The sequence below is a fragment of the Pseudomonas sp. Con_6 genome (assembly GCF_059379395.1).
Map to the genome: position 1 here is coordinate 3,632,058 of NZ_CM182011.1, position 17,874 is coordinate 3,649,931.

Annotated in this window: 17 protein-coding genes; 11 read left to right on the forward strand and 6 right to left on the reverse strand. The window is 65.4% G+C overall.

The window, feature by feature from the left end; genetic code table 11:
• Positions 1 to 1,521, forward strand: coding sequence for a glycosyltransferase family 39 protein (locus tag AC5QPF_RS16085; protein WP_494958837.1), 1,521 nt, complete (start codon positions 1 to 3; stop codon positions 1,519 to 1,521).
• On the forward strand, positions 1,518 to 2,480 hold the full coding sequence (locus AC5QPF_RS16090; RefSeq protein WP_494958838.1) for an SdiA-regulated domain-containing protein: 963 nt from the start codon (positions 1,518 to 1,520) through the stop codon (positions 2,478 to 2,480). Before AC5QPF_RS16085 ends, AC5QPF_RS16090 begins: the two co-directional genes overlap by 4 nt.
• Before the next feature lie 6 nt (positions 2,481 to 2,486).
• On the opposite strand, the gene AC5QPF_RS16095 is transcribed toward AC5QPF_RS16090, so the two are convergent.
• The 6 genes from AC5QPF_RS16095 to AC5QPF_RS16120 form a co-directional block, all read right to left on the reverse strand.
• Complete coding sequence (locus AC5QPF_RS16095) at positions 2,487 to 4,184, reverse strand: phosphoethanolamine--lipid A transferase (RefSeq protein WP_494958839.1); 1,698 nt, start codon at positions 4,182 to 4,184, stop codon at positions 2,487 to 2,489.
• A 33-nt stretch (positions 4,185 to 4,217) separates the two neighbouring features.
• Positions 4,218 to 4,526 (reverse strand): hypothetical protein, encoded by a 309-nt coding sequence (locus tag AC5QPF_RS16100; RefSeq protein ID WP_494958840.1) that lies wholly within the window; start codon positions 4,524 to 4,526, stop codon positions 4,218 to 4,220.
• 308 nt (positions 4,527 to 4,834) lie between these two features.
• Positions 4,835 to 6,187 carry an ATP-binding protein gene (locus AC5QPF_RS16105; protein WP_494958841.1) on the reverse strand — a complete coding sequence of 451 codons (1,353 nt, stop codon included), beginning with the start codon at positions 6,185 to 6,187 and terminating at the stop codon, positions 4,835 to 4,837.
• The gene (locus AC5QPF_RS16110; RefSeq protein ID WP_494958842.1) at positions 6,163 to 6,828 is read right to left on the reverse strand and encodes a response regulator; all 666 of its coding nucleotides are present in this window, start codon (positions 6,826 to 6,828) and stop codon (positions 6,163 to 6,165) included. The genes AC5QPF_RS16105 and AC5QPF_RS16110 overlap by 25 nt, the downstream gene beginning before the upstream one ends.
• Before the next feature lie 63 nt (positions 6,829 to 6,891).
• A complete protein-coding gene (locus tag AC5QPF_RS16115) occupies positions 6,892 to 7,302 on the reverse strand; it encodes a hypothetical protein (RefSeq protein WP_494958843.1) in 411 nt (136 codons plus the stop codon).
• Positions 7,303 to 7,307: 5 nt separating this feature from the next.
• On the reverse strand, positions 7,308 to 8,084 hold the full coding sequence (locus tag AC5QPF_RS16120; RefSeq protein ID WP_494958844.1) for a COG4705 family protein: 777 nt from the start codon (positions 8,082 to 8,084) through the stop codon (positions 7,308 to 7,310).
• Positions 8,085 to 8,279: 195 nt separating this feature from the next.
• Between AC5QPF_RS16120 and AC5QPF_RS16125 the strand changes: the two genes are divergently transcribed.
• The 9 genes from AC5QPF_RS16125 (at position 8,280) to AC5QPF_RS16165 (ending at position 17,871) form a co-directional block, all read left to right on the forward strand.
• On the forward strand, positions 8,280 to 8,948 hold the full coding sequence (locus tag AC5QPF_RS16125) for an ATP-binding cassette domain-containing protein (protein WP_494958845.1): 669 nt from the start codon (positions 8,280 to 8,282) through the stop codon (positions 8,946 to 8,948).
• On the forward strand, positions 8,945 to 9,727 hold the full coding sequence (locus tag AC5QPF_RS16130; protein WP_494958846.1) for an ABC transporter permease: 783 nt from the start codon (positions 8,945 to 8,947) through the stop codon (positions 9,725 to 9,727). The genes AC5QPF_RS16125 and AC5QPF_RS16130 overlap by 4 nt, the downstream gene beginning before the upstream one ends.
• Before the next feature lie 96 nt (positions 9,728 to 9,823).
• Positions 9,824 to 10,048 (forward strand): DUF4880 domain-containing protein, encoded by a 225-nt coding sequence (locus AC5QPF_RS16135; protein WP_494958847.1) that lies wholly within the window; start codon positions 9,824 to 9,826, stop codon positions 10,046 to 10,048.
• A gap of 99 nt (positions 10,049 to 10,147) precedes the next feature.
• Positions 10,148 to 11,614 (forward strand): sigma 54-interacting transcriptional regulator, encoded by a 1,467-nt coding sequence (locus AC5QPF_RS16140; protein ID WP_494958848.1) that lies wholly within the window; start codon positions 10,148 to 10,150, stop codon positions 11,612 to 11,614.
• Entirely contained in the window at positions 11,611 to 12,615 is a 1,005-nt protein-coding gene (locus AC5QPF_RS16145) for an NADH-quinone oxidoreductase subunit B family protein (RefSeq protein ID WP_494958849.1), read from the forward strand. The genes AC5QPF_RS16140 and AC5QPF_RS16145 overlap by 4 nt, the downstream gene beginning before the upstream one ends.
• 10 nt (positions 12,616 to 12,625) lie before the next feature.
• Complete coding sequence (locus AC5QPF_RS16150) at positions 12,626 to 14,083, forward strand: nickel-dependent hydrogenase large subunit (protein ID WP_494958850.1); 1,458 nt, start codon at positions 12,626 to 12,628, stop codon at positions 14,081 to 14,083.
• A gap of 12 nt (positions 14,084 to 14,095) precedes the next feature.
• Positions 14,096 to 15,403, forward strand: coding sequence for an ATP-binding protein (locus AC5QPF_RS16155; protein ID WP_494958851.1), 1,308 nt, complete (start codon positions 14,096 to 14,098; stop codon positions 15,401 to 15,403).
• Positions 15,404 to 15,548: 145 nt separating this feature from the next.
• Positions 15,549 to 16,568: a HoxN/HupN/NixA family nickel/cobalt transporter gene (locus AC5QPF_RS16160; protein WP_494958852.1), complete on the forward strand. Its 1,020-nt coding sequence runs from the start codon at positions 15,549 to 15,551 to the stop codon at positions 16,566 to 16,568.
• Between the two features lie 169 nt (positions 16,569 to 16,737).
• Complete coding sequence (locus AC5QPF_RS16165) at positions 16,738 to 17,871, forward strand: hydrogenase small subunit (protein WP_494958853.1); 1,134 nt, start codon at positions 16,738 to 16,740, stop codon at positions 17,869 to 17,871.
• The last annotated feature ends 3 nt before the right edge of the window (positions 17,872 to 17,874 follow it).

A 17,874-nucleotide genomic window follows, 5' to 3' on the forward strand; every position in this document is an offset into this window, starting at 1 on the left:
GTGCCCCGTCTCGCAACCGCCGGGCGCGAATGCCTGGTCCTGGTCATCCTGGCCGTGTTGTTGATCGCTGCCGGACTCGGCTGGCGTCAGCCGATGAACGTCGATGAAGAGCGTTTTCTCGGGGTCGCCCTGGAGATGCTGCAGCGCGGCGACTGGTTCATCCCCCACCGCGCTGGCGAGATCTACGGCGACAAGCCGCCGCTGTTCATGTGGACCGTGGCGCTGTTCACGGTGATCACCGGGCTGCCCAAGGTCGCCCTGTACCTCCCCGGCCTGCTCTCGGCAGCCACCATCACCGCCGTGCTCTATGACTTGGGACGGCGCCTGTGGAACCGCCGTGTCGGGCGTATCGCCGCCCTGCTGTTCCTCGCCACTTACCAGACCTACAGCATCCTGCGCACCGGGCAGATCGACAGTTTTCTCTGCCTGTGGGTAGCGCTCGGCTTCTATGGGCTGATTCGCCACCTGCTACTGGGCCCCGCCTGGGGCTGGTTCTACTTCGGCTGCGTGAGCATGGGCCTGGGCATCATCAGCAAGGGCGTTGGCTTCGTCCCGGCGCTGATGCTACTGCCCTATGCCTGGGCCGTGCGGCACAAGTGGCGTGGTGTAGTGGCCATGCCGGGCCAGGGTTGGCGCTGGAGCCTCGGCCTGCTGGCGCTGCTGGCGGGCTGCGCGGTGTGGTTGTTGCCGCTGCTGGTGTCGGTGGCCCATGGTGGTGGCACGGCGGAACTGGCCTATCTCAAGGAAATCCTCCTGCGCCAGACCGCCGGCCGCTACGCCAATGCCTGGGACCACCGCGAACCGTTCTGGTACTTCTTTGTCGAGGTCATTCCCAAGTACTGGCTGCCGCTGATCCTGGCCCTGCCATGGTGGGTTCCGGCCTGGCGCCGGCAGTTACGCAAGCGTGACGGGCGAGTTCTGGTCCTGCTGGGCTGGGTCGCGCTGGTGCTGCTGTTCTTCTGCCTGAGCAGCGGCAAGCGCAAGCTCTACATCTATCCCGCCCTGCCCGGCCTGGTCCTGGCCATGGCGCCGCTGGTGCCATGGCTGCTCAAGCGCTGGTTCGGGCGTCGTCCGGCCTGGCGCAAGGTGTTCACCGGGGTCGCCGTGGTGTGGTTCGCCCTGTGGTTCGCCCGTGGTTTCATCGAAGCGCACAAAGACGGTCGCAACCCCCACGAAACCCTGATGGCCGAGGCCGCCCGGATGACCGGCGGCGCCGAACTGGTGCTGGTGGAATGGCGTGAAGGCCACTGGCTGTATGCGCGCCAGCCGATCGTGCATTTCGGCTTCCTCGATCGTTCGGTCGCCGATGAGGCGGCCGTCTGGCTGCGTCAGCACCCTCAGAGCTTCGCCCTGATCCCCGCCAGCGAAACCGGACGCTGCTTCGACGCCAGCAAGGCGCGCAAGCTGGGCGATACCTCGCGGGCCGAATGGTATGTGGTCGGTGCCGATGCCGACAACGGCCAGTGCCAGGCGACTGCACCGGAGCATGTCTATCGCTTTGCCTGGGAATCGCCGCTATGACCAGCCAGGCCCTTCACGCGCAGCGCGTACGGCCCTGGCAACGACCCCGACCCGGTTACCTGATCGTGACCCTGGCGCTGTTCGCCGGCCTGACCCTCCTGACCGTCCGCGCCCTGGGTGCGTTCTGGCCGCAGCAGGTCCAGGCCCATCTGGGCAACTACTGGAGCGGCGACACGGCCCCGGGCAAGAACATCTGGCTGCCCGCCTACCACGTGGTGATCGATGCCAAGGTGGTCGAGCCGACGCTGAAGAACCTCTCGGGCATCACCTACGATCACGACCGCGGCCGGCTGCTGGCGGTCACCAATGGCGAGCCCATGCAGGTGCTGGAACTGGACAGGAACGGTGATATCCAGGCTCGCTATCCGCTGGAGGGCTTCGAGGATGCCGAAGGTCTGGCCTATCTGGGCAACGGCCGCCTGGCGATCGCCGACGAGCAGAAGCAGCGCCTGGATATCATCACCCTACCCGCGCAACCTCGACCGATTCATGCCAGCGAGGCGCAGTGGATCACCCTTGAGATCAACCCTACCAAGCGCAACAAGGGCTTCGAAGGGGTGACCTACGACGCTGGCCATGACCGCCTGTTCGCCATCAAGGAGCGCGATCCCCGGCAGCTGTTCGAGGTATCCGGCATGCTCGCAGCGCTCGATGGCGGGCCCTTGCGTCTCACCGTCAGCGACCGTCGCGACTGGGTCAAACGCAGCGTGTTCGCCACCGACCTCTCCGACGGCCACTACGACCCGCGCACCGGACACTTGCTGGTGCTCAGCGACCAGTCGCGCAACATCACCGAGCTGGACAACGAAGGCCGCTTCGTCAGCATCCTGTCGCTGCGCGGCGGCTTCTCCGGCCTGGCCCGCACGGCGCCGCAGCCGGAGGGCATGACCATGGACGACGCAGGGAATCTCTACGTCGTCAGCGAGCCGAACCTGTTCTACCGCCTGCAGAAGCGCTGACGCCGGTCATTTCTCGGCGACCGGGCCGGTTGCCGGGTGCCCCTCTACCAGTTGCCCCGGCTGACAAGGCTGGAACATATCCAGTTGCTGGCGATACACCGCGGTCTGCACGTTCATGAGACCGAGCACCGAGTGGAACAGGTTATCGTGGGACAGCGTCGTACTGCTGCGCTGAGCCATGCAGTTCAACGAGATGCCGCGGCGCGCGGCCAGTTGCGGCGACATCCACAGCACCATCGGCACATGGGTCTGCTCCACCGGGGCCATCGCATACGGCAGGCCGTGCAGGTAAACACCCTTTTCCCCCAGCGACTCGCCGTGATCCGAGACATACAGCATGGCGCCGTCGAAGCGTGTGGCGTTGGTCTTGAGCAGGTCGATCACCTGCCCCAGGACGTGATCGGAATACAGCAGGGTGTTGTCGTAGGCATTGCGGATGGTCTGGTCTTCGCACTGATCGAGCTGGTTGTCGGCGCAGACCGGCTTGAAGCGCTCGAACTCAGCGGGATAGCGCTTGTAGTAGGACGGGCCGTGACTGCCTTTCATATGCAGAACCACCACAGTGTTGTCGCTGCGCTGGTCCAGGTAGTTCTGCAGGCCCGACAACAGGACTTCGTCGAAGCACTCGCCGGTGCTGCACAGCCGGGTATCGGCCAGGTGCGACACATCCTCGGTCGGAACCCGGTCGCAGGCGCCCTTGCAGCCCGAGTTGTTGTCGCGCCAGAGTACGCCGACACCGGCCCGCTGCAGTACATCGAGCAGGCCTTCGCGATGGTCGCCGTAGCTGCTTTTCCAGTTTTCCCGGCCGATGTCCTGGAACATGCAAGGCACGGAAACAGCCGTGGCGGTGCCGCAGGAACTGACCTGGCTGAAGTTCAGGACATTGCGCCGGGCCAGCTCGGGGTTGGTTTCCCGCTCGTAGCCGTTGAGGGAGAAGTTCATTGCCCGTGCCGTTTCCCCCACCACCAGAACCAGCAGCTTGTGCCGACCACCCTCGCCGGCGTCGACCCGCTGATGCGCGTCGGTGCCGACCTGGACGAAAGCTTCGGGTTTGTCGAAGGACTTCTTCGCATAGCTGTGGATCGCTCCCAGCACGTTCGACGGCGTGAGGATCAGGCGCACTTCGCGGTTGTTGCGCAGCAGTGAGGCATAGGACTGGTACTGCGTGGCAAGGATGATACCGACCATGGCGAACACCGCCACCAGACTCCCCACCCGCGACAAGGCCTGGCGGCGCCAGCGCGGCCGGGCCAGGCGCAGGCGGTAGAGCACCAGCACCGGCAGCACCGCGGTGCCCGCCACCCACAGCAGCATGCCGGGGCTGAGCAGATCCCGTGCTTCGGCAGGGTCGGTCTGGAGCGCGTTCATCAGCATCTCGGCATCGATGACGATGCCGTAGCGCGAGATGAAGTAGCTGGCGAACGACGCGACGACGATCAGCAGCGCCAGCACCGGCTTGAGCAGGCGCCCCCAGCACAGGGCCCAGAGAATGATGAAATGCCAGGCCAGGACGAACACCGGCAGGCTCAGCAGGAACAACGGATTGCCATTGTCGAAGCCATCGACAGCCCGCCAGACGGTGGACCAGAACACCGAGTTGACCACCAGAGTCATCCACAAGGCGACCAGAAGTATGACGCCAATCGGGTTGATCCCCTTTTTCTTCGCGGTTTCAGGTCGTACGGCGACCGCTTCCTTGTTCATCGATCCATTACTCCACAGCAGGTTGGCAATTTTCTAGTTATGTGAATGCAGCTTTCGGTCGCGCATGAAGGCGTTGAAACGCACGACCAGCAAGGTTCCCCAAGGGATGACCAGGCCGACGCCGAGCAGCGCGTACAACGGCACGCTGCCCTCGACCAGGCGAAACAGTTCCAGGACCGTGAAGATCAGCACCAGCGTCAGCCCGGCAGCGGCAAAGCCGCCCGACCTGGCAGCATGCCCACGGATCAGTTGCAGCGGCAGGTAACCCACCAGCCACAGCAAGACCCAGGTCACGATCGAGGCCATGAAGACAATGAGAAAGAACAAGCGATAGGCGAGCATGCCGGTGTCCTCCCGAGGCCAAACGCATATGGCCGCCGTTTTACGGGGGACGAGATGAAAAACCCGTTAAAAAAACATGCTGGAAGTATCGAGGTGACGCGGGGAAGGAAAATCGGGGGCACAGGCATGAGCAGACACTCCTTTGTCCGGGGCTCAGGCAGAAACTGGGTTGACTCTAGTTCAGGTCGGAGATCTCTGCTGAAGCAACTGGCCTCATCGCGGGCAACGCCCGCTCCCAGAAAGATCTGCGGCGAATGCGGACCTTGTGGGAGCGGGCGTTGCCCGCGATGAGGCCCTCGGCGACAACATCACACGACAGCCCAGCGCAGGCAGACCTGCCAGCCGCGCTTCGCCGTTTCATCGGTATACCCCGCCACAATCGTGCCCCCCGAACGCTGCACGATGGTCTGCACGATCGACAGCCCCAGCCCCGAGCCCTCCTCCTGATTGCCCGGGCTGCGATAGAACGGATCGAACACCCGCTCCCACTCCTGCGGATCGATCCCCGGACCATCGTCGCGCACGCACAGTTCGACGAACCTCTCCTGGCGCTGCAGTTGTACATCGACCTGTCCGCCGGCGGGTGCGTGACGAATAGCGTTCTCCAGCAGGTTCTTGAGAATCGCCCGCAACTCGATCTCGCGCAGCGCCAGTTGCATATCCTCGCCTTCGACGCCGATATCCAGCTGCTTGTGCTCGGCCAGCGGCATCAGGTCGGCCAGTACCTGACGGCACACCGCATGGGCCGATACCGTGCCTGCTTCCTGTTCGGCCAATTGCGCGCTGGCCAGAGCCAGCAACTGCTCGATCAGCTTGCGACTGCGACTGATGCCGCGGCGCACCTGGGCCACCTGGATCCGTGCTCGCTCGGGCAACGCCTCGGCCTCCAGCGCCTCGACCTGCAGGGACAATGCCGTCAACGGTGTGCGCAGTTCATGGGCGGCATCGGCGACGAAGCGCTTCTGACTGTCCAGGCTGCGCGCCACCCTTTGCAGCAGGCGGTTGATGGCGTGCACGAAGGGACGGATCTCCGAGGCCAGGGACTGAGCGTCCACCGGGCGCAGGTCCTGGTCGTCGCGGCTGTCCAGGCTGGCCGCGACACTGGCGACCGGACGCAGCAGCTTGCGGATCAGGTCCGCCACCACCAGCAGCAGGATCGGGAACAGGATGGCGAACGGCAACAAGGCACGCCAGGCGCTGTTGCGTGCGTCGCGGTTGCGCCGATGGATTTCCTGGGCGACGACGAAACGGTGTCCCGTCGCATCGCTCGCCACCAGCACGCGAAACGGCTCGTCGCCAACCTGCACGGTGGACAGCCCGGTACCGATATCGCCCGGGATCGGCAGCGGCAACTGGCTGTCATCGCCCTTCACTGCCTTGGCCCCGTCGGCGAGCCACTGGATGACGATACGGGTTTCCTCATCGTCCTCGCAGACACCATCGAGTTCGTCCGCGGCGGGATAGGTGAAGGTCATGTGTTGGCGGGCGATCAGCTCGGCAACCTGGCGCAGACCATTGTCCTGGAAATCCAGCGCTTCATCGTAGGCCGAACGGTAGGTGAACAGGCCGGTCATGACCGCCACCAGCAAAATAGCCAGGGACAGGGCCAGGGACAGGCGAAGTTGCAGCGAACCGTTCAATCGCCTTTTGAAACCATCCATCCCAGCCCCCTGACATTGCGGATCACATCCTTGCCCAGCTTGCGCCGCAGCGCGTGGATCAGAAACTCCACAGCATTGCTCTCGACTTCATTACCCCAGCCGTACAGACGGTCTTCCAGTTCACCCCGGGATAGAATCGCGCCCGGACGCAGGAGCAAGGCCTGCAACAGGGCGAACTCGCGGTTGGACAGTTGCACCGGTTCCTGGTCCAGGATTCGCGCGCATTTGCTCGCCGGGTCCAGGCTCAGGGTGCCGTTGCCCAGTTCCGGCGCCGCTCGGCCGCCCTTGCGTCGCATCACGGCGCGCATCCGCGCCAGCAGTTCGGCCATTTCGAAGGGCTTTTGCAGGAAATCGTCGGCGCCGCCATCGAGGCCGCGCAGACGATCGTCCAGGCCCGGGCGAGCGGTGATGATCAACAGGGGCACGGGGTTGTCCGCCGCCCGCAGGCGCTGGAGCAGTTGCAGGCCATCCTGTCCGGGCAGGCCGAGATCGAGCAAGACCTGGTCATAGTGCTGGCTGCGCAAGGCGTTTTCCGCGGTCAGGCCATTGTCCACCCGGTCCACGGCGTAGCCGGCGGCTTGCAGTGCCGACTGCACCGCTTCGGCGATCATCCCGTCGTCCTCGACCAGCAATATGCGCATGACACCTCCCCGGCGCGAAAGATGGGATGAACGATAGCCTGCCCGCTGTGGCGCCGGAAGCACTCAACCCTGCAAGGAATCGAAGATCTTCAGCAGATCGTCCATCGCTGCCTTGCATTCCGCCTGTTGCGGCTGCTTGGCCCGCAGGGCGTCGAGGGCGCGGTCGATACCCTTGTCCAGGCGGTGCCAGTCAGCTGCAGCGCGCGGTTTGATGCCGGCTTCGGCGTCGTCCCAGGTCTTCTCCAGGTCGCGGATGCGGGTCTTGGCTGCAGCCAGGTCCTGGGCGTCGACCTTGGCGGCGACGTCCTCGGTGATGGTGCGGAACGGCGCCAGGTTGCCCAGCTTGCTCGGCGCGTGCACGCCAGGTGCCGTTTGCGCGGAGTCGTTGCCCGGCGAGCAGCCTTGGGTGGCACCCAGGATCACAGCCAGGCCGGCCATGGCCAGGACCGCGGAAAGCGTACGTTTGCTCGACATGGGGATTACCTCGATTTCAGGGGGTGAATGGTTTTGCTCTGGGCGGTGCCGAACTGGGCGACCGCGACCAGGATGAAGATCACGCAGAGGAAGATCGCGCTGGTCCAGGTGGCGCCCATGCCCAGGCCACCGTATTCCGGAGATTGGGTCAGCAGGTCGCCGAGGGACGCGCCCAGTGGCCGGGTCAGGATGTAGGCCAGCCAGAACACCAGCACGGTATTGGCCCCGACCACCCAGGCCAGCAGGCAGATGGCGATCAAGGCGGCGAAGATCAGCGAACCGAGGCCAAAGCCGAGGCCCAAGGCTTCGGTGGCCAGGTCACCGCCGGCCGTGCCGAGGGCGAAGGTGCACAGCACCGTAGTCCAGTAGAACAACTCGCGGCGCGGGGTGACGATCTGGCGGATCGACAGGTTGTGTTCGACCGCGTACCAGACCGCGAAGTTGGCCGCCAGCAGTAATGAGAACGCCGCCGTACTGGCGTACAGGCTGATATCCAGCACATCGGTGAGGATGTCGGTGATCTGGGTGCCGAGAATGCTCACCAGCACCACGCTCAGCCAGTAGATCCAGGGCTGGCAGGAGCGATTGCGCAGTTGCAGGCTCAGCGCGCTGCCGAGCAGGACAGCCATCACCACGCTGGTGATGCCCAGGCCCCAGCCGACGTCGACGGCGAGAAAATCGGCGACGGTTTCGCCGACGGTGGTGGACAGGATCTTGATGATCCAGAAGGACAGGGTCACTTCCGGGACTTTGTTGAGCCAGACTCTACTGGGTGTGTTCATCGAATGCGTCTCCTCGGGGCCTGTTGCGCTTTCAGGAGGAGACGTTACTTAGCAAAACTTAGGTGAGCCTGAGGCCACGAGCGCGCTGCGCTACCGCAGCAGGCCTGCGCCAGACGAATGTTGGCGGTCGGAACTGGCCGCCGCCGCTACGCTCTGACAGACTGCCGGGCCTCGCAAACATGCCAAGGAGACGCCATGACGCCACTGCTGGAAGCCAGGGCCCTGACGCGGATAGACCCGGAGCGCCACACCTCTCTGATCGCCCCCACCGATTTCACCCTGATGGCCGGCGAACGCGTGGCAATCATCGGTGCCTCCGGTTCCGGCAAAAGCGTATTTCTCCGGGCCCTGGCCTTGCTCGACGCTCCCGGCAGCGGCAGCGTGATCTGGCAGCAGCAAAGCGTTTCCGCGCAGCGCGTCACCGAGTACCGCGCCAACGTCTGCTATCTCGCGCAACGCCCGGCGCTGATCGAAGGCACGGTGCTGGACAACCTGCGCCTGCCCTTCACCCTGGCCAGCCACCGCGCGCGCAAGTTCGACCGCGAGGCAGTGATGGCGCTGTTGCTCCAGGCCGGCAAGCCATTGGCCTTCCTCGACCGCTCGTCAGCCGACCTCTCCGGTGGCGAAGCGCAGATCGTCGCCCTGGTGCGGGTCCTGCAACTGGCGCCACAGGTGATCCTCTTCGACGAACCCACCGCCGCGCTGGACCCGCAGTCGGCGGCGGCGGTCGAGCAACTGGTGGCCGACTGGTTCGAGGCGGCGCCACACAGCCGGGCCTTCGCCTGGGTCACCCACGACCACGAGCAGGCCCGACGCCTGTGCACACGACAACTGACCATGCATCAGGGCCTCCTCCAGCCATGACCTACCAGAGCCTTTCCTATGCCGACCTGGCCATCGCCTCCGCGCTGATCCTGATCAACGGCGTGCTCTCGGTACTGCTCAAGCTGCAACTGGAGCGCCAACTGCTGCTGGCGGGCGTCCGCACCGTGGTGCAGTTGCTGGCCATCGGTTACGTGCTGGGCTGGGTCTTCCAGTTCGCCCACTGGTACGTGGTGCTGCCACTGATGTGCGGCATGACCCTGGTCGCCGGTATCTGCGCCAGTGGCCGACGCAAGGAGCGGCACCGTGGCCTGCTCACCGACAGCGTGGTCTCGGTCTGGCTGAGCTCCTGGCTGGTCACCGCCATCGGCCTGTTCGTGGTCCTGCGGGTGCGGCCCTGGCACGAACCGCAGTACGCGATTCCCATCCTCGGCATGATCCTGGGCAACACCCTGACCGCAGTGTCCCTTGGCATCGAGCGTATGGCCCGGGAGCTGAAGTCCCATCGCGGCGTGGTGGACATGATCCTCGGGCTCGGCGGCACGCGCTGGGAAGCCGCCCGCGGCGCCGCCGCGCAAGCGGTACGGGCCGGCATGATGCCGACCCTTAACCAGATGTCGGTGGTGGGCATCGTCAGTCTGCCGGGCATGATGACCGGACAGATCCTTGCCGGGCAAAGCCCGACGGAAGCGGTGCGCTATCAGATCGTGATCATGTTCCTGATCGCCGCGTCGTCGGCGCTGGGGACGGTGTGTGCGGTGTTGTTGACGTTCAATCGATTGTTTTCCAAGGGGCATCAGTTCCTGGCACACAGGCTCTGAGGAGGCGCAAGACTGCCAAATCCCTGATGAAATTTTGACGATTTTTTGCCATTCGCTTTCCTACCGTGGCGATTCCGACCCTGCAGGATGCCGCCGATGAAACCCTATTTCCCCTACCCCCTCAGCGATGAAATCCTCAAGCAGGCGGCCGAGTGGTGCCTGCGCCTGCAGGAAAGCGCCTGCACTGTGGCCGAGCGCGAGGCGTTCGTGCAGTGGGTACAGGCCGACCCACAGCATGCCTTCGAATATGCGCGGGTCCTGGAAACCTGGGAGCTGAGCAACGCGTTGCCCAAGGCACCAGTACCGGCAAAACCCGACTGAAACGCTTAATCTCGCGCCGTCCCTTCCGGTGTCACGCGGCGGATGTCATCATTCCGCCATCTCTGGCCTCGTGCCGCCTGACACCTGAAAACGACTGGCATGTCCTCTCACGAAAACCTTGATTCCAGCGTCCACGTCGTCCTGGTCGTCGACGATGAACTGCGCTCCCGCGAGGCCCTGTCGCGGGTCCTCGCCGACGAGTTCCAGGTGCTGCTGGCCGACTCCGCCGAGCAGGCCCGCGAACTGCTCGAACGCCATCCGGTCACGGTGATCCTCTGCGACCAGCGCATGCCCGGCATGCAGGGCATCGAATTCCTCAAGGAAGCCCGCGAACGCTGGCCGGACGTGGTACGCATCGTGCTTTCGGGCTACACCGACTCCGAAGACATCATCGCCGGCGTCAACCAAGCGGGCATCTACCAGTACCTGCTCAAGCCATGGCTGCCCGATCACCTGCTCAATACCGTGCGCAACGCCGCCGAGAGCCGGGCCCTGCACAGCCATATGCAACGCCTGGACGTCGAACTGCGCACCGCGACCCCGGTGCTGCGCCGACGCAGCCAGCAGACTCTGGACAAGGTCCGCGATGCCTTCGACTTCGCCCGTATCGTACGTGCCCCGGGCAGTCCGCTGGACGCCTTGTGCGAACTGGCCGCGCGGGTCGCGCGCTTCGATCTGTCAGTGTTGCTGCTGGGTGAGTCCGGCACCGGCAAGGAACTGCTCGCCAGAGCCATCCACTACGCCAGCCCGCGCGCCGGCAATGCGTTCGTCATGGAGAACTGCGCAGCGCTGCCGGACACCCTGCTGGAGTCAGAGCTGTTCGGGCACAAGCGCGGCGCTTTCACTGGCGCGCATCAGGACCATATCGGCCTGATCCAGCGCGCCCATGGCGGCACACTGTTTCTCGATGAGATCGGCGACACCTCGCCGGCCTTCCAGGTCAAGTTGCTGCGCGTCCTGCAGGAAGGTGAATTGAGGCCGGTTGGCGCGACCACACCGGTGCGGGTGGATGTGCGCATCGTCGCCGCTACCCATCGCGACCTGGAGGCCGAGGTCCAGGCCGGGCGCTTCCGCAGTGATCTGTACTACCGCCTGGCCGGAGTGTCCCTGGCCCTGCCGCCATTGCGCGAACGCAGCGGCGACCTGCTCGCCATCGCCGACAAGCTGCTCGCCGATGCCCGCCAGGAGCTCGACCTGCCCCACCTGAGTTTCGCCAGCGATGCCCTCGGCAGCCTGCTCGGCTACACCTGGCCGGGCAATATCCGTGAGCTGCGCAACGAGATCTACCGCGCCGCCGCGCTCTGCGACGGGCCACAAGTCAGTGCCCGCAGCTTTTCCCGCAAGGTCGTGCAAGGCCAGGCCCAAAGCGCCCTGGCCAGCTTGCCGGTGAGCGCCGGCCTGGCCGGCACCCTGCAGGAACAGCTCGATGCCATCGAAGCAAGCTTGCTCAAGGAAGCCTTGCTGCGCCACCGCTGGAACAAGACCCATGCCGCCCGCGAACTGGGCCTGTCGCGGGTCGGGCTGCGTCAGAAACTGCGACGCTTCGGCCTGGAGGAAACGCCATGAAGACCCCGTTCCGTGTGCTCTGGCTACAATCCGGCGGCTGTGGTGGGTGCAACATGTCGCTGCTGTGCGCTGACACCCAGGACTTTGCCGGACTCTGGCGCGGTGCCGGGATCGAATTGCTCTGGCATCCGTCGCTGTCCTTGGAAAGCGGCAGCGAGGTACTGGCGATTCTCGATGACTGCCTGAGCGGACGAACCCATCTGGATGCCCTGTGCATCGAAGGTTCGCTGCTGCGCGGGCCCAATGGCACCGGGCGTTTCCACATGCTGGCCGGCACCGGCGTGGCGATGATCGACTGGGTGCGGCGCCTCGCGGCGGTGGCCGACTACACCCTGGGTATCGGCACCTGTGCGGCCTATGGCGGTATCACCGCGGCCGGCAACAACCCCACCGACGCCTGCGGCCTGCAGTACGACGGCGAGCGCCGTGGCGGCCTGCTGGGCGGCGATTACCGCTCCGCCAAGGGCTTGCCGGTGATCAATGTCGCCGGTTGCCCGACCCACCCCGGCTGGGTCACCGACACCCTGATGGCCCTGGCCGCCGGACTGTTCGCCGAACAGGACCTGGATGCCCTGGGACGGCCGCGCTTCTACGCCGACCAACTGGTTCACCATGGCTGCACGCGCAACGAGTTCTACGAGTACAAGGCCAGTGCGGTGAAACCCTCGGACCTGGGCTGCATGATGGAAAACCTCGGCTGCAAGGGCACCCAGGCCCATGGCGACTGCAACAACCGGCTATGGAACGGCGAAGGGTCCTGCACTCGCGGCGGCTATGCCTGCATCAATTGCACCGCGCCAGGCTTCGAGGAGCCTGGCCATGGCTTCCACCTGACCCCCAAGCGTGCCGGGATCCCCATCGGCCTGCCCACGGACATGCCCAAGGCCTGGTTCGTCGCCCTCGCCGCGCTGTCGAAATCGGCGACGCCGGAGCGCGTCCGGCAGAACGCCACGGCGGACCACGCGCTGATCGCTCCTGCCATTCGCCCGACCCGTCGCTGAGGATTGCACCATGACCCGTCTGTTGGTCGGCCCGTTCAACCGGGTCGAAGGCGATCTTGAAGTTCAGCTGGACATCGCTGACGGCCAGGTGCGCAGCGCCCAGGTCAATGCCACCATGTACCGCGGTTTCGAACAGATCCTGCGTGACCACCCGCCACTCGACGCGCTGGTCTACGCACCACGGGTCTGCGGCATCTGCTCGGTGTCGCAGTCGGTGGCGGCAGCCCGCGCCCTGGCCGGACTGGCTGGCGTGCAAGCACCGCACAACGGGCTGGTGGCGACCAACCTGATGGCAGCGACGGAGAACCTCGCCGACCACCTCAGCCACTTCTATTTGTTCTTCATGCCCGACTTCGTTCGCCCGCTGTATGCCGGACGACCATGGTACGCGACCGCGGTGGCGCGCTTTACCCCGCACACCGGCAGCCAGCAGCGCCTGGCACTGGCTGCGCGCAAGCGCTGGCTGGACCTGATCGGCACCCTCGGCGGCAAGTGGCCACATACCGGCTCGGTCCACCCAGGCGGCTCGACCCGGGCTATCGATCCGGCCGAGCGCCTGCGCCTGCTGGCCCGGGTTCGCGAGTTCCGCCAGTTCCTCGAAGGCGAGCTGTTCGCCGCGCCGTTGGAGCGCATCGCCACCCTGGCCAGCGAGGACCAACTGTGGGCCTGGTACGCCGAAGCGCCAGAACAGGGCGACCTGCGCCATTTCCTGCGCATCGTGCAGGATACCGGCCTGGAACAGCTCGGCCAGGGGCCGGGCCTGTACCTGTCCTATGGCGCCTATGCGCAGGAAGACGGCACGCTGACGTTCGAACGAGGCCTTTGGGATGCCGGTGTGGGCCGCCTGCTGCCGCTGGAACTGGACAGCATCCGCGAAGATGCCAGCCACGCCTGGCTCGACGATCGGGACGGCCCGCTGCATCCGGACCAGGGCATCACCGAACCGGCCCCGGACAAGCCGGCCGCCTATACCTGGAACAAGGCACCTCGCCTGGGCGGCCGCGTGCTGGAAACCGGCGCCCTCGCCCGTCAACTGATCAATGGCCAGCCACTGCTGCGCGAGGCGGCTGCCCGCTGCGGTGGCAGTGTCTACACCCGCCTGCTGGCGCGCCTGGTGGAACTGACCCGGGTCGTGCCGCTGATGGAGGGCTGGCTGCTGTCCTTGCGTCCCGGCGAACCCTACTACACGGTTTGCGAGCTGCCTGACAGCGGCAGCGCAGTCGGCCTCACCGAAGCCGCCCGCGGCGCACTCGGTCACTGGCTGCGAGTCGAACAGGGCAGGATCGCCAGCTACCAGATCATCGCGCCAACCACCTGGAACTTCTCGCCACGGGATGCGCAAGGCGTTCCCGGTGCTCTGGAGCGAGCACTCGAAGGCGCGCCGGTGCAGCCCGGCGAACAGACTCCGGTGGCCGTGCAGCATATCGTCCGCTCGTTCGACCCCTGCATGGTCTGCACCGTGCACTGACGGAGACCCACCATGGCCCGCAAGCCCCCACCGCCCCACGTCGACGAGGACGCCTGGCTCGAAGTCATCGGCAAGATGGACGAAGTCTATTCCCAGCTGGTACAGGACGAGATCGAGCTGGAACAGAAGAACGCTGAACTGGAGCAATCACAGCAGTTCATCGCCAGTCTGCTCGGTTCGATGTCCGATATCCTCCTGGCCTGCGATCCCGAGGGCGTGATCGAGGAGTCCAACCACTCGCTGCGGGACATGGTCGGATGTGACGAGCAGCGCCTGCTGGGTAGCCCGGTGTATGCACTGCTGGCAGACGAGGCCAGTGCCGACACCCTGCGCAAGGTCCTGGGGGGACTGCGTCAGGCGACTGCGAGCGCCAACCTGGAGGTGAATTTCCTCGGGGCCGATGGCGCACCACTGCCGGTGGACCTGAGCTGTACGGTACGCAGCGGCGTGCACGGGCGCTGCCTCGGCCACGTGCTGGTCGGGCGGCCACTGGGGGAACTGAAGCACGCCTACCGCCAATTGCACGAGGCCCACGAAGCACTCAAGCGCACCCAGCAGCAACTGCTGCATGCCGAAAAGATGGCCGCACTGGGCCGGCTGGTGGCGGGCGTGGCCCACGAGTTGAACAACCCGATCAGCTTCGTCCTGGCCAATGCCCATGTGCTGGGAGGCTATGGTCAGCGCCTGCAGGGCTACCTGGAAGCAGTGCACGACGGGGTCCCGGTCGAGGAACGCGAGCTCCTGCGCAAGCAGTTGCGCATCGACCCGCTGATGGCCGACCTGCCCTCGCTGATCGACGGCACGCTGGAAGGCGCGCAACGCACCACCGACATCGTCAGCGCGCTGAAGCGCTTCTCGGCGGTCGATCGCGGGCAGCCGGGCGAGGTGTCGCTGAACGAACTGGTCGAACGCGCCATCCACTGGATTACCCGGGGTACCGCGCCCGACTTGCAGGTGCACTGGCAGCCGGGGGCGGATGCGCGGGTGCATGGCAACAGCGGGCAACTGCTGCAGGTGCTGATGAACCTGATGCAGAACGCCTACGACGCCGCTGCCGCCCCGCCACGGATCTGGATCGGGCTAGACATCGAGTCGGGCTGGGCCAGCCTGTCGCTGCGCGACAACGGACCGGGGATCGCCGAAGAGCACCTGGGGCAGATCTTCGAGCCATTCTTCAGCACCAAGCCGGTGGGCAAGGGTACCGGTCTGGGCCTGTCGATCAGCTACGGGATCGTCGAACGGGCCGGCGGCACACTGCAGGCCGGCAATCATGCCGAGGGTGGGGCGCTGTTCACATTGAGGTTGCCGGCACTGGATTGAGGGTTTCCAGTTTGCGGGAGCGGCTGTAAACCCGGTTTCCAGGCAGCCACGGTCGAACGCCTCCAGCCGGCTTTGTCTGTCTGGCACAGGCCTTGTATGACGAGGAGCCGAATACCTCATCTACCCCGCCTGCCCCGGAGCCCCCATGCCCCGCACGTCCCCCGTTACCACTCTGTTCATCGGCCTGATCACGGTCAACTGCCTGGCCTGGTTCTGGGCCCTGGTCGCCTTCCGCGATTACCCGTTGCTGCTCGGCACCGCCGTCCTGGCCTATAGCTTCGGCCTGCGCCATGCGGTGGATGCCGACCACATCGCAGCCATCGACAACGCCACCCGCAAGCTCATCCAGGAAGGCCAGCCCACTGCCAGCGTGGGCCTGTTCTTCTCCCTGGGCCATAGCAGCGTGGTGATCATCGCCTCGGCCCTGATCGCGCTCAGCGCCGCCAGCCTGCAAGACGAACTGGAAGCCTTCCACGGCATCGGTGCGGTGATCGGCACTTCGGTCTCGGCCGGTTTCCTCCTGCTGGTGGCGGTCATCAACCTGGTCATTCTGCGCTCGGTCTATCGCGCCTTCCGCCGCGTGCGCCAGGGCGAGCGCATCGGCCAGGCCGAGCTGCACGGCATGCTCGCCGGCAGCGGTCCCCTCGCCCGTCTGGCGCGCCCGCTGTTTCGCCTGGTGCGGCGCAGCTGGCACCTGTATCCGCTGGGCCTGCTGTTCGGCCTGGGCTTCGACACCGCCACCGAGATCGGCCTGCTCGGCATCGCCGCCAGCCAGGCGGTGCAGCACCTGCCCATGCTCTCGATCATGGTCTTCCCGGCCCTGTTCACCGCCGGCATGGCCCTGGTCGACAGCGCCGACAGCGTGCTGATGACCGGCGCCTACCGCTGGGCCGAAATACGTCCGGCACGCAAGCTCTACTACAACATGACCATCACCTCGGCCTCGATCCTCGTCGCCCTGCTGGTCGGTGGCATGGAAGCACTCAACCTGATCGCCGAGCATTTCGGCCTGGAAGGCGCCGTCTGGGCGATCGTCGCCGAGGTCAACGATAACTTCGGCCTGCTCGGTTACCTGATCGTCGGCCTGTTCGCCGCCACCTGGGCGCTGTCCTGGGCGGTCTATCGCTACAAGGGGTACGACCGGCTGGACCTGAACGCGTCCTGATCAGACGCTTTCCATCTGCGCCATGCAGATGGCAAACCCGCTTCCACCTGTGCCTCGCTCCGCGTGTCGACCACACCGGTCACTCGGGACAAAGTCCCGCAAACGCGGGGCCCGCGAGTCTAGACCAAGGGCGAACACCTGCCTGCGACCGAATGGCACAGGTCTTGTAATGAGCCTGCGGCCATTCAAAAGCAAGAAAGACCGCCTGGCCGAGGAAAACCAATTGATCGAAACCTTTTATGACGTGATGCGCCGCCAAGGCATCTCGCGGCGCAGCTTCGTCAAGTTCTGTTCGCTGACCGCCACCTCGCTGGGCCTGGGCCCGGCCTTCATGCCGCAAATCGCCTGGGCCATGGAGAACAAGCCACGCACCCCGGTGCTCTGGCTGCATGGCCTGGAATGCACCTGCTGCTCGGAGTCGTTCATCCGCTCGGCGCACCCGTTGGCCAAGGACGTGGTGCTGTCGATGATCTCGCTGGATTACGACGACACCCTGATGGCCTCCGCCGGTCACCAGGCCGAGGCCATCCTCGAAGAGGTGATGAGCAAGTACAAGGGCAACTACATCCTCGCCGTAGAGGGCAACCCGCCGCTGAACCAGGACGGCATGAGCTGCATCATCGGCGGCAAACCGTTCATCGAGCAGCTCAAGCGTGTGTCCCGCGATGCCAAGGCCATCATCTCCTGGGGCTCCTGCGCCAGCTGGGGATGCGTGCAGGCGGCCAAGCCCAACCCGACCCAGGCCGTGCCGATCCACAAGGTGATCACCGACAAGCCGATCATCAAGGTGCCCGGCTGTCCGCCGATCGCCGAGGTAATGACCGGGGTCATCACCTACATGCTGACCTTCGACCGCATCCCCGAACTGGATCGCCAGGGCCGGCCGAAAATGTTCTACAGCCAGCGCATCCACGACAAATGCTATCGCCGCCCACACTTCGACGCCGGCCAGTTCGTCGAGGCCTGGGACGACGATTCCGCGCGCAAGGGCTACTGCCTGTACAAGGTCGGCTGCAAAGGCCCGACCACCTACAACGCCTGCTCCACCGTGCGTTGGAACGGCGGCACCAGCTTCCCGATCCAGTCCGGTCACGGCTGCATCGGCTGTTCCGAGGAAGGTTTCTGGGACAAGGGCTCGTTCTACCAGCACCAGAGCGACATCAATGCCTTCGGCGTCGAGTCCACTGCCGACCGCATCGGCCTGGCCGCCGCCGGCACCGTGGGCGCGGCCATCGCCGCCCATGCCGCAGTGACCGCGCTCAAGCGCGCCGGCACCAAGCACACCTCCGCGCACGACGCCTGAACG